The organism is Pseudoalteromonas sp. JB197, from assembly GCF_002332205.1.
Taxonomy (GTDB): domain Bacteria; phylum Pseudomonadota; class Gammaproteobacteria; order Enterobacterales; family Alteromonadaceae; genus Pseudoalteromonas; species Pseudoalteromonas nigrifaciens.
This window is the reverse complement of record NZ_NRGZ01000002.1, coordinates 708,732-721,742: the sequence shown is the minus strand read 5'-3', so window position 1 is coordinate 721,742 and position 13,011 is coordinate 708,732. Positions and strand designations below refer to the sequence as shown.

General features: G+C 38.5%; 10 protein-coding genes. 3 read left to right on the top strand and 7 right to left on the bottom strand.

Annotation, left to right across the window (positions count from 1 at the left end; all coding sequences use genetic code 11):
* Positions 1–54: 54 nt before the first annotated feature.
* Positions 55–1,683, top strand: a complete 1,629-nt coding sequence (locus CIK86_RS18385; RefSeq protein WP_086995692.1) for a diacylglycerol kinase family protein — start codon at positions 55–57, stop codon at positions 1,681–1,683.
* Between the two features lie 42 nt (positions 1,684–1,725).
* On the opposite strand, the gene CIK86_RS18380 is transcribed toward CIK86_RS18385, so the two are convergent.
* Positions 1,726–2,034: a VF530 family protein gene (locus tag CIK86_RS18380; protein ID WP_011329963.1), complete on the bottom strand. Its 309-nt coding sequence runs from the start codon at positions 2,032–2,034 to the stop codon at positions 1,726–1,728.
* Between the two features lie 54 nt (positions 2,035–2,088).
* Positions 2,089–2,391: a YnjH family protein gene (locus CIK86_RS18375; RefSeq protein ID WP_086995695.1), complete on the bottom strand. Its 303-nt coding sequence runs from the start codon at positions 2,389–2,391 to the stop codon at positions 2,089–2,091.
* 206 nt (positions 2,392–2,597) lie between these two features.
* On the opposite strand from CIK86_RS18375, the gene CIK86_RS18370 reads away from it, so the two are divergent.
* A complete protein-coding gene (locus CIK86_RS18370) occupies positions 2,598–2,831 on the top strand; it encodes a TIGR02647 family protein (RefSeq protein ID WP_011329965.1) in 234 nt (77 codons plus the stop codon).
* Between the two features lie 35 nt (positions 2,832–2,866).
* On the opposite strand, the gene maiA is transcribed toward CIK86_RS18370, so the two are convergent.
* Together maiA and hmgA are read right to left on the bottom strand one after the other, a co-directional pair.
* Positions 2,867–3,499: a maleylacetoacetate isomerase gene (gene maiA / locus CIK86_RS18365; RefSeq protein WP_086995698.1), complete on the bottom strand. Its 633-nt coding sequence runs from the start codon at positions 3,497–3,499 to the stop codon at positions 2,867–2,869.
* 6 nt (positions 3,500–3,505) lie between these two features.
* Positions 3,506–4,807: a homogentisate 1,2-dioxygenase gene (gene hmgA, locus CIK86_RS18360; RefSeq protein ID WP_086995701.1), complete on the bottom strand. Its 1,302-nt coding sequence runs from the start codon at positions 4,805–4,807 to the stop codon at positions 3,506–3,508.
* A 128-nt stretch (positions 4,808–4,935) separates the two neighbouring features.
* Between hmgA and CIK86_RS18355 the strand changes: the two genes are divergently transcribed.
* Positions 4,936–5,367: a MarR family winged helix-turn-helix transcriptional regulator gene (locus CIK86_RS18355; RefSeq protein WP_086995704.1), complete on the top strand. Its 432-nt coding sequence runs from the start codon at positions 4,936–4,938 to the stop codon at positions 5,365–5,367.
* A gap of 64 nt (positions 5,368–5,431) precedes the next feature.
* Here the strand turns inward: CIK86_RS18355 and CIK86_RS18350 are convergent, their stop codons facing one another.
* The 3 genes from CIK86_RS18350 to CIK86_RS18340 form a co-directional block, all read right to left on the bottom strand.
* Positions 5,432–8,554, bottom strand: a complete 3,123-nt coding sequence (locus CIK86_RS18350) for a TonB-dependent receptor (RefSeq protein ID WP_086995707.1) — start codon at positions 8,552–8,554, stop codon at positions 5,432–5,434.
* A gap of 318 nt (positions 8,555–8,872) precedes the next feature.
* The gene (locus tag CIK86_RS18345; protein WP_086995711.1) at positions 8,873–12,079 is read right to left on the bottom strand and encodes a TonB-dependent receptor; all 3,207 of its coding nucleotides are present in this window, start codon (positions 12,077–12,079) and stop codon (positions 8,873–8,875) included.
* A gap of 28 nt (positions 12,080–12,107) precedes the next feature.
* Positions 12,108–12,974: a S1/P1 nuclease gene (locus tag CIK86_RS18340; protein WP_086995714.1), complete on the bottom strand. Its 867-nt coding sequence runs from the start codon at positions 12,972–12,974 to the stop codon at positions 12,108–12,110.
* Positions 12,975–13,011 lie beyond the last annotated feature (37 nt).

Sequence of the window (13,011 nt, the reverse complement as noted above, 5' to 3'; positions counted from 1 at the left end):
AGGCATGATTAATAAATATAACAACAACGAGCATATATTATAAAAGGAGAACATATGTGGGCTGCAATTAGTTACTTACTATTGGCATTTATACTCATATTTATTGGCTGGGAAGTTAACTCAATTTACTTTTCAATTGTATTTTATTGGAGTGCGTTGTCACTACTTTTAGTGGGGGGCGCTTATATATTCGATATAGCAAAAGTGTTTAGAAAACGAGAAAACGGCGTTATCCCTTTTTATATTCGCTGGGCGTTTATTCCTTTTTTATTTGGCGCACAATTATACAATGCGTGGGCTCGTAAGCACGATAAAGTGCCGCCTATTCAAAAGATTAATGAACATTTGTTTTTGGCATGTCGATTATTTCCCTCTGACATAGATACACTAAAAGAAAACGGTATTACCGCAATACTTGATGTAACGTGCGAGTTTGACGGTTTAGAGTGGAGCTCTACGCAAGAAAACATTAATTATTTAAACATTCCGGTACTCGATCATAGCGTTCCTACGCATTCGCAGTTAAACCAAGCAATTAATTGGATCCATCATCATGTACAAGAAGATCGCCGTGTGGTGGTGCATTGTGCTTTAGGGCGCGGGCGCTCTGTGTTTGTAATGGCGGCCTACTTGCTTAGCCAAAATAAAGATGCCGATGTGCATCAAATACTGGCACAAATAAAAGAAACTCGCGAGACAGCTAATCTTAATAAACGCCAATTACATCACTTAGCTAAGCGTCATAAAAAAGGTGAGTTAGTAATTAAAAACAAAGCATTTTTGATTGCAAATCCGGTGTCGGGCACAAAAATGTGGCAAGACAAACAACACCTAATTATTGCTAGTTTATCGGCTTATTACGACTTAACCGTATTAACAACCTCAAAAGAAGTTAACGGCGTAGCGCTTGCTAAACAGGCAATAAAAGAGCAGCCAGATATTATTATTGCTTGTGGTGGTGACGGCACAGTGACAGAAGTGGCCAGTGTATTAGTGCACACTAAATGCAGGTTGGGTATTATTCCGCTGGGCACGGCTAACGCATTAGCGCATGTGTTAATGGGCATAAAATCAAAATTTATTCCTGTTGAACAAGCCTGTGATTTAATTATTGATGGGCAAACAAGTTTAATCGACACAGCTTATTGTAACGACGAGCTAATGTTACTACTGGCAGGAATTGGCTTTGAACACTCCATGATTGAAAAAGCCGACCGTGAAGCTAAAAACAAATCTGGGCAACTGGCCTATTTAAATGGTTTTTTACAAGCCTTTGGTGAACAAAAAGCACAAGTATTAACAATAAAGCTTGATGATAACGAACCAACGCAAGTAAGTACCAATAGTTTTATTGTTGCTAATGCCGCACCCTTTACTACTTTGCTAGCTCAAGGTGGCGGGCAGCCCGATCATAGTGACGGGCTTCTTGATGTGAATTGGTTAATACCCAATAAAGAAAATGGCACTACAGTACTGAGTATTGCCGAGCTGATGTTTAGCAGCATTACACAAACACATTTAGCTATTAATTCGCATCATACAAATGCTAAAAGAGTGGAAGTAAGTGCAGAGCAAGAGATTAAATACGTAGTAGATGGAGAGGTGAAAACTTCTAACAAATTAGTTATTACAATTTCACCTGGATCATTAAACGTTATTTGCAAAGAACAGCTAGATAAATAATACACGGCTATAAAACGGCGTTATTACACGCCGTTTTATTATTTATTTTTTGATCGAAGGCCAAACAAAGCCCGATGTATCAGGTGCTCTATCGGAAGTGGGCCTTGGTGCACTTTTGGGTCTACGAATTGGCTTGTTATTTATGGTATGAATATAAAGTGCTTCTACTTTATCTCGTGCCCATGGGGTTTTACGCAAAAATTTTAAGCTCGATTTAATGCTTGGTGCATCAGTAAAGCATTTAATTTTAACCTGTTCACCCAAAGTTCTCCAGCCAAGTCGTTGCTCTAACTCAACAAGTATTTGTTCTAACGTTACCCCATGTAAAGGGTTTTTAGGTTGATTATCCATAGCTACACTACTTATTTAAACTGCGCATAGTGTAACTTAATTCACTCGTAGAGGCTAATTCACTGTAATTGTAGCGGACTTAGTAGGGTAAATAGCATTGCCTTGTTTGTCGAGTTTAAGCCAAATTAGTTGACTGTTGTTATGTTGTACAAATTTAGCCCCGCAAATAAGCGTAAATGAGTGTATTTGTATTAACGCTCCTTCGCTGTAGCGTTTATTGTCGTACCAACAACTTGTGTCGGTATTTACAAACTGATTAGCATCGATAACAGAGTGGGTTTTAATTGTATTAGCATGGCTGAGTAGCGAATAGCTTAAGCAGCTAATATAAAAACATAAGATTAATAAATGGCGCATTTTAGTCTCAAATTGTCGCAGGTTTAAAAATAATACACTAAGCTAAAAAACATGCTAGGGTAAGGTATACACAAACACCATAAAAATGCGTAATTGGGTATTTTATAGCACCTTAACATTAGACAGCTGCTTATAAAAAAGGCGCTTTCTTGATTTGGGTATATTTATATTTAGTAAAACACAGAACAATAAATAGGTGAAAATATATGCAATTTAACCAAACAATGATCGATGAATTTACACTATTAGCTAAATTTCCGCGTGAAAGTAAAATGCAGGGAATTAAACTTCATTCAGACGCAGAGCCTAGCTTGTTAAGCGCCGCACAACGTTTATTTGATAAAGGAATTATAGATAGCCCAGATGGCGGTTATTTAACTGATCTGGGCTTAGAATTAATTGACCATGTAACTGTGGTGCACAGTGCCTTACAAGGCTAATTTTCTGGGTTAATTACCTAGGCTAATTATTTAGACTAGGTTGCATCAGGTTGATTTTGTGGTGCGGCATCAATAAATGCATCGAGCTTATTACAACGCTCATAAATGGCTGCTATTTTAGGATATGCGGCCATATTTACATTAAAACGAATAGCATTAAATACCTGCGGTACTAAGCACACATCGGCAAGGCTTGGTTGCTCACCCACACAAAAAGCGTTATTACTATCAAGTAGATGCTCTACTTTTTCAAACCCTACTTCTACCCAGTGGCGATACCAAGTGTTTTTAGCCTCATCGTCTACCCCTAGTTCGTTACTTAAATACTTGAGTACGCGTAAATTATCTAACGGATGAATGTCGCAGGCTATGGCGTAACTTAAATTACGGATTTGTGCTTTTTGCCACGCGTTACCAAATAATAATGGCGTTGTGTTTGGATGGCTTTCTTCAAGATACTCTAAAATAGCCAGAGATTGTCCAAGCACACCGTCAGCTGTTTCAAGTGCTGGGAGTAAACCTTGTGGATTTTTATCTAAGTAGGCTGCACCTAATTGTTCAGACTTTAGTAAATTAACACCAACCAATTCGTGATCAATGTTTTTTAAGTTAAGCGCAATACGCACCCGGTATGCGGCAGATGAGCGAAAATAACTATAAAGTTTCATGGTTTATTATCCTTGTGATCCAGTAAATTGCTTTTTAATTGTGCGCCAGCAATCAGTGTAGTTAGTTTGGCGCTCTTTGCCCTCAAGAGCGTATTTAGTTGGGGATATGATATAACGTGATTCAAACATAAATGCCAGCGTATTATCATAACGTTGTGGCTCAAGCTGGGCATTAGAGGCTTTGTCGAACACGTCGGCTTCAGGTCCATGTGGCGACATACAATTGTGTAGACTCATACCCCCAGGAACAAAGCCATGCTCTTTAGCATCGTAAACGCCTTCTATTAAGCCCATAAATTCACTCATTATATTGCGATGAAAGTAAGGAGGGCGAAAGGTGTTTTCGGCCACCATCCAGCGTGGAGGAAAAATAGCAAAATCAATATTAGCCACGCCTTCAGTACCTGACGGCGATGTAAGTACGGTAAAAATAGAAGGATCTGGGTGATCAAAGCTCACTGTATTCATTACATTAAAACGTGCTAAGTCATATTTATACGGCGCACTGTTACCGGTCCACGCAACTACATCTAGAGGCGAATGGCCGATATCACAACGAAACATGTTGCCGTTAAATTTAGCCACTAATTCAAACTTACCTTCTATATCTTCAAAAGCAGCAACTGGGTATTGAAAGTCACGATCGTTGGCAAAACCGTTAGAGCCGACCGGGCCACGCTCAGCTAATTCATACTGATGGCCATAGTTTTCACAAATATAACCGCGCGCAGTCGCTGTTAATAGTTGTACCTGAAACTTTATACCACGGGGAATAACCGCTATTTCGCCCGCTTTTATGGTTAAATTACCACACTCAGTTTTGAGCAATAATTCACCCTGCTGCGGTACAAACAACATTTCGCCATCGGCATTATAAAAATAACGCCCGTCCATAGATTTATTAGCAACATAAACATGAATACCAATACCGGTTTGGCCATTTGCACTACCATTAGCGGCCATAGTAATTAAGCCATCAATAAAGTCAGTTGGTTGCTGTGGAATGTCGATAGGGTTCCAGCGTAGCATAGTCGGTGGAGTTACTACTTCGGTAATAGGCGCAGTGCGAATTAAGCCATTATCCATTGCGATATAATCGCCTTGAATAACAGAGGGGCGAATACGGTACAGCCAACTACGACGGTTTTGTGCACGCGGCGCAGTAAACGCGGTTGTACTAAATTGCTCTGCATATAAATCGTACTTTACTTTTTGCGGACTAAATTGTCCGATAGGCAATGCACCTGGCAAGGCTTCAGTTTCAAACTCATTGCCAAATCCTGTCATGTATTGTAATTCGCTGGTCATCACTCGACTCCTTATCGTTTTACTGTAAGATACTCTCAAGTGAGAGTAAATTCAAACATCATGCTTTTTGTCACTGTACATATTTATGAACACTTAAACATGATTGTAAATTAAGAGGACATAGCACAATGGCACTCGATTTAGAGACATTTTTACCTTATCGACTAGCAAATTTAGCCAGTAAAATGAGTGAGGAGTTTGCGCCCGTGTATCAACAACAAAGTGATTTAACTATTCCTCAGTGGCGCATTTTATTTAATTTAGCCCAGTTTGGGCAAAGCCATGCAAAAGCACTGTGTGTGCAAGCAGCAATGGATAAATCCACTGTATCACGGGCAATAAAAGCGCTGAACGATAAGCACTATGTGGTGAGTTTAGTTAACCCAGATGACAAGCGCGCTAGCTTATTAGCGTTGAGTGGGCAAGGGTGGCGCTTGTATCAGCAGTTAGCACCAGCAGCTTTAGCGTGGGAAAAGAATCTATTGGGTATTTTAACTCAAGCTGAGTATCAAACTTTACTTAGTTGTTTAGATAAGTTAACTAGTAAATTAGATGAGTAAAACAAAAAGCCCATCAAAAGATGGGCTTTAAAATTACTTTAATTTGTTAAGTTACCTTAGCAAATTAGAAAGTGTAACGAACACCGATACGCATTTCCCAAAGTGAGGCATCACGTTGTACATAAGTACCAACATTGCCTGAGTTGAAACTTTCGTAAACGTAACGACCTTGATCATCACGAGATGTTTTTACAACCGGGTTACCCACAAAGTTTCCTTTTTCAAGTTTACCCCAATCATCGTTTAGGAGGTTGGTTAAATTATCAATAACAAAGTAGGCTTCACCTTTATGACCTTCCATAAAACCTGGTAGCTCTTGAGTTACTTTGAAGTCGAATTTAATAAACCAAGGCGCGTATTCACTATTACGACCAGTGATACTACCGCGTTTTAAATTTTCATCATTAACAAAGGCATTGAATGCATCAATATCAAAGTCATCTCCATAAACTACATTTGGATCATTGACTTGTGGGACATAAAGTAATTGACGGTTTTTATCAGCAAATGACGGTGACCATAAATTATCTGAGTCAGCAAAGGTATAGCTATATGGCATACCTTTTGATGCTTGGCCAAATAAATTGAAGCGTGTTGCATAGCCATCAAAGAACTCATGCGCGTAACCTAGTTTCAGAGTAAAGCGATGTGGTACTTCATAATCTGATGTTGCGATACCTGGATTGTTAGGATTTACAGTTGCTAAGTTATGATAATTTGAATCCGCTACTGAACTGGTCATTGGATTGATATCTTTAGCATCGGTATATGAATACGCAAGCGTAAAGTCAATACCATTTTCATAACGTTTGCTAAGTGCCGTTGAAAGTACCAATGCATCGCCACCATTATCAGCATTGGTTAGCATAAACTCACCATTACGACCTTCAGGTGCTGTGTAGATTGGGCGTCCATCTACTGGCTCATAGCCATTTTGCGCTACCCCTAAATCAGTTAGTACTGCGGCATCATTTTTACGTGAATAAAGCGCATCAGCAGAAATAACATAATCGTTATCAGTAGTAAATGTAGCACCTAAGGCATATTTCCATTCTGAAGGCATTTTAAAGTTTGGATCAATTACATTTGCAATACTATCACCTAAACGAATGTTAGTATTGGCAACTTCATCGAACATTTCTTGTGGTACATCGTAACCTGGCGTACCACCATCAAAATTAGTCATTGCAGTATTAAATAGATCAACATTATTACGGCGAGTATAGATATTTGTTACACCATCATTTGAGTAAGCATTAGATACCCACACATTTGGATTACCACCAGTGTATAAGCCAACCCCTGCACGCACTTCTAAGGCATCAGTGGCATACCAATTAAAGCCTACACGAGGTTGGATAAGATCCATACCGTCTAAGTTTTGTTGGTTTGAAAACCCGTAACGATTAGTAAAGTTTTCGTTAAAGTTTGGTACATCACTGCTGTCATAACGGTCATAGCGCAAACCAAAAGTTAAACTGGCATCAATGTTGTCGAAGTTATATTCATCTTGCAAATACAAAGTGTGTTGTTTATAAGAAAATTCTGCTGCAGCATCAGCAGGATTATTAGTACCAGCAGCATTATTATATTCAATTCGTGAAGCTAAACCATTTTCAAAATCTTCAATTGAATTAAAGCGAAACTCACCTTGTGTGTGTTGTACAAACATATTAAATACATTTAACTTCTCATATTCATAGCCAGCACTAATTGTATGTTTATCAAGATAGTACTTACCAGCTAATTTAAATGTAGTTGTGTCATATTTCAGCTTATTGGAATGACGAGAATCATCTGGGCCTATGTAAACCGTTGCACCACCTGCAGTCTTAACTTGAAATTCACCAAAACCTGATGCTGCATCAAGTGATTGTACGCGTGCATCTACTTCAGATTTTCCAAAACGAAGCTCGGTTGAAAAATCATCGTTCCAATCCGAATAAAGAGAACTAACAAAAGAGGTAAACTTGGCGCCTTGTTCATAATAATGGCTATCTAATGATAAACGACTTGACCCAGTGTCTGATTGAGAAATAGTAAAAGCATCATTGTAGTTATAAATGAAATTTGCACGATGGTTATCATTTATAGTCCAGTCAAGTTTAACTAAGATTTTTTCATCTTCAACTGGCATGCTGCCAGGCATAGTACCTGCGTTGTAGTTATATTTTTCTTGGGCAATACGTTGAATATTCGCAATATCGCCTGCTGTAACACTTGGATCATCACCTTGGGCTGCGCCATAGTTGAATTGTGCGATGCCTTCTTGCTTTTCATAAGTTCCGAAGAAAAATAGCTGATCTTTAATTAGTGGTAAACCTAAGTTAAAACCATAACGTTTATCAGTATAGTTACCATTATCGGCTTTCACACCTTCAACTTTATCACCTTTATAACTGTCGCTGGTGAAATCAAAGAACACACCACCGTGCAGCTCGTTAGTACCAGATTTGGTTACAGCATTAATATTACACGCGGTGAAACCGCCGTATTGTACATCAAATGGGGCAAGCTCAACGGCAACTTGATCGATTGAATCAAATGAGAAAGGAGCGCCGATAGTCGGATAACCGTTTGAGCTTAAACCGAAGTTATCGTTCATGCGGATGCCGTCAACTGTTAAGCTGTTATAGCGAGGATTATTACCACCACACTGAATTGCACCACGGCTTTCATCAACGTAGACACGTGGATCCGCGCGAACAATATCTCTCAGATCACGGTTAATAGCAGGGGCATTTTCAAGGTCTTCTAGTGTAAATGTTGAAGATGGTCCTGTACCACCGGACATTGCACTAATAGGGCGACCAGTAACAACAATTTGTTCAATATTTGAAGCCGGCTTTAGTTGTACGCTAACTGGATAATCAGAGCCTAGAGTTAGGAAAATATTTTCAACGAGTTGATCTTCATATTTATCTGAGTCAACTATAATGTTGTATGGTCCGCCAACACGAAGGCCGCTAGCACTAAAATAGCCAGCATCATTCACGTAAGTTACCTTAGAAGAGCCGGAAGGTACGTGAATAATAGTTACTTCAGTACCTGTAGCAGGGTTACCGTTAGGGCCAACAATTTGACCTTTGACACCCGATGCAGTTGTATTTGCTACTGCAGCGCCACTTACACCAACACAGGCTGCAATAGCGAGTGATAGAGCTGTTTTACGAAGTTGAATTTTCATTTTGTTTTCCCATGTGGTTTATTAAACTTTTTATATTTATAAAGTGTTTGCACTAAACAAACGAACCAAATTCATGCAGTACTAAATCTATACATATTATACATTAGTTTATGTTTACAAATAAGCTACAAGTGTAATGTTTTTTATGTTTATAGATTAATGCTACGGATTATTAATGTTAATAATGAAATGTTCGTGTTGTAAAAGAGAGTAAATACTATTTATGACAAATAGATGAAAAAGGGAGTTTAAATGAAAAAACCCATTACAAAGTTGTAATGGGTTTAACTAATATAAAGCGTAATGTTTTATTAGGTATTAAAACTTATAGCTAACACCAATTTTAGCTTGCCATGCAGATGATGACGTAGAAATTTGGCTATAATTGCGTACATCAGCACCGTTATGACGATTGTTGATAATGTATCGGCCTTCATCATCTATTCCAGCTAGGTCATATACAGCTTGATCAGAGTAGCCTAAACGCTTTTCAACACCCCAGTCGCTATTAAGTAAGTTAGCAAAGTTATCAATCATAAAGTAAACCTCACCTTTATGGCCTTCAGCAAAACCTGGGATCTCTTGTTTAACACTAATATCCATAGTAGTAACCCAAGGTTGAGTTCCTGTATTACGGTTTAGAATTTGGCCACGCTCAGAAATACCAGCACGGTTAAGTAGCGTTTCAAGTTCGCTCCACGACAAACCAGATTCATCCCAGTTTACATTTGCATCATCAGCACCCGTTGGGATGTATGCAAGGTAAGCCGAGTTTGAATAAAAGTCACGTGTATCGCCTAAATCATCTATTTCATAAAGACCCATTGTATAGCTAAATGGGCGGCCAGAGCGACGCTCAAAGTACATATTAAACTTGGTTTGGTAGCCAGAAAAAAGCTCAGTATTATAGCTCACATTAACCTTAAAGCTATGCTCCACTTCGTAAGCACCACGCTGTGCTAAATCAACATTACGGCTTTGTGTTATTGTATGTTTATAATTACTTTGTGCTTGTGATGATGAACCACCTGAAGCTTCTGTAATATCTTGATGTGCATAACTGGTAGATATATATAGGCCGTTATCCCACTCTTTAGCAAGTGCAGTAGAGAAGATTACCGAGCGCCCATCTTCAGCTGAGTTGGTCATTGCTATATCAAAGTTATCTTTTAAGTCACCTTCGTAGATACCTTCAGAAATAATACGATCGCCATCAGCGGTTGTTCCAACAGGCTTGATTGCAGTGTTATGCCATACAGCCTCATTTTCTTTTTTATGGTAAGCAATTTCTGCTTGCCATTTAAAGCCATTACCTAAAAATTCTGAGTCAAATTCATAATCAAAACCAACTTGCGCACGGATGCTTGAAGGTAATTTAAAGTTAGGATCAATATAGTTAGTGCTACCCGCACCTTGTACTAATGAACCTTTTATTTCGTCTGGAACTTGAGTGAAATCGACGTTATTATTTGCATAGTAACCATCAATTACGCTTTGTGGTGCGTCAACAAAAGTAAGACCGTCTTTTTGGAATGAGTTGTTATACCAAACGTTAGGAATACCGCCTTGGAAACGACCTACGCCACCATTGATAGTAAGAGCCTCTGTTGCATAATATTTGAAACCAACACGAGGTAAAATAATATCTACACCATCAAGGTTTTCTTGGTTAGTAAAACCATAGGTTTCTAAAAACTTTTCATTCAATGTTGGTTTATCGTCAGATGCCAAACGCTCATAACGTACACCTGCAGTTACTTCTAAATCATCAGTAGCATAAAACGTATCTTCTACGTAAAGAGCAAACTGACTGCGCGTTGCATCGTAAGCAGTATCTGCTGAGTTGTTGGTATAGGCATTACTGTAAGTAAAGTCATGTTTACCTTTGTAATTACCTACTTCGCGGTTTTCGAAACCAGCAAAGTTATCAAACTCCCATGAGCCTAAAGAGTTGGCTGCAAATAAATTATATAAATTTAAAGATTCATACTTAGCACCAAACTTAATTTGATGTTCGTCTAATAAGTATGTGCCATCAAAAGTTAGTGTTAAATTTTCAGTCGCTGCTTTATTGGCATGACGGTATTCATCAGTACCAAACTGATAAGCTGGTCCACGGAAATATTCTTCAACTTTAACACTACCAATTTTAGAATTAGTGATGCTGTCAGATGTTACATCTTTATAAGCAATACCAATTTCAGTAGAGAAGTCTTCATTCCAATCTGAGTAAAGCTTGGTAGCAAAGTTGTTGAATTTAGTCGCGTAAGTGTAACGATTTGAAGCAAGTGAAACGGTACTGCCACCAGTACCAAAATTACGCTCGTCTTTATCGTCTTGCCATTGGTATGTAAAGTCTAAACGATGGTCATCGTTGATGTTCCAGCTTAACTTAACCAATAATGACTCATTGGTGTCTTTAGGGTCGCCACCAAGAGAATCTTGCATACCGTACACGTTATCTAATATAGATAAAAACTGATCAAAGCTTTCTTTAGTTACATCGTATTCATTAGCAGCACCAGAGCCTTCAAAACCATAGTCTAAATCTAACTCGCTCTTCCATGCATTGTAGTTTACAAAGTAAAAAAGCTTATCCTCTAGTATTGGTCCGCCAAAGTTAAAGCCGTAACGCGCTTCTGTTTGGATTGGCTTTACTTGTTCAGTAACAAATGTTCTGTGGCCATCTTCATCTAAAGCTGGTCTGCCATTTGCGTATACTTGTGAAATACTGTCTACATCACCCGCCATATCTGGGGTTGATGTTTCGTAAAAACCAGAGAACTTAAACTCGTTAGTACCTGACTTTGTTACTGCATTTATAGTACCGCCACCAAAGTTACCTTTAGCTGCTGAAAAAGGAGATACGTCTACAGAAATTTGTTCAATTGCATCAAGTGCAACAGGTGGTTGCGAAGTAGGGTAACCGCCGAAGCTCAAGCCAAAATCGTCGTTTTGACCAATACCATCAACAGTTAAGCTATTACTACGTGGATTATTACCAGCAAAGGTTAGCTCTCCATTACCGTTAATATTTGCAAGAGGATTTAAGCGAGCAATATCTTTAATATCGCGGTTAAAACTTGGCATGTTTTGAATTGTATCTTCGCCAAAAGAGCTGCTAGAACCACCTGATTGTTGTACTATTTTATAGCCAGAAACTTCAATTTTTTCCATGTTTAATGGTCTAAGCTGAGAGTTTAAGCGATAAGTATCACCTAATTCTAGGTAGATGTTTTCAAGCGTAGTGTCGTTAAAAGTATCAGAGTCGATTATTACTGTATATGGACCCCCAACACGTAAACCATTAGCTATAAAAGTACCACTTGAATTGGTTGTAAGTTCACTTACAGTTCCAGTAGGACCATGAATAACTTTAATTTTTACATTTGCAGCACTTTCACCAGATGGAGTAGTGATTTTACCGCGCATTGCAGATGACGTGTCAGCAGCCATAGCACTTGCAGAAACACCAAGAGCTAAAATAATTGCTCCGGTTAATTTCGAAAGGCGAAGTTTATTCATTATGTTGTTTTCCCGTATTAAAAGTTACTTAGTTAGTTGTTTTTTCGCTAGTTTGCATCTTAAGTGCACTGACTAACGGTGTTGCTGATTCATCAAATAAACTATTTAATAAACCGGCGAGTCTTATTCCGCCTTGTTGCAGCCGAGTTTTAATTATTGGCATATGGTCGAAAATGTAGCTGTAGCTAATATTTGTTTCATTTTTATTATAAATTGATTCTGCTAAGTTGTTTGATTCTACTAACCAACTTGTAGGGGTACTGGTTAGGTACTCGCTAATTAAAGTTTGATTATTAGTATTGATAAAGTCAGAAAATTCAGTATATGAGAGGTTTTCGCCTTCAATTAACTTACTGTCCCACAAACTGTGTAGGTTGGTTTCTTGACCAAAGTGCTTCACTTTAATATTGTTACCACCACGGTCATCTGCACGCCCAGCATGAAAAGGCTGATGGCTGTCGCCTACCAGGTGTACTAAAAAGCGTAAGCTAAACTGCTTAGCATCTAATGAACTTTGCTCGTCTTGAAGTACTTTAATTGAGTAATGAATACCTTCAAGAATGTTGGTAACAGATTCTTTATTTTTTGTATGAGAATGATTGAGTGAAATAGGTTTGTTTGCAGATGTATTAATATAATGCCAGCGTGATGATTTTCTTTGCCAAAACTCACCAGGAGCAGAGCGCATTTCATCTGGCCAAGTAGACACTTGTGCTAAAGATTCATTATTTAATAACGGCAAAAGTTTTGTTTTTGTTGTCTCACTTAAGTGAGACTCTGCAATTTTAGCTATGATCCTGTGTCCATTTTGACCCCATGCATGAGCATTAGTACAAACAAGTACAGCGCTGACGACCAGCGTTGCTTTAACTGAGGACATTAAGTTGTTACGCATTTGGTTTCCTTCAAATTATTATAGGGTCAAAATCACT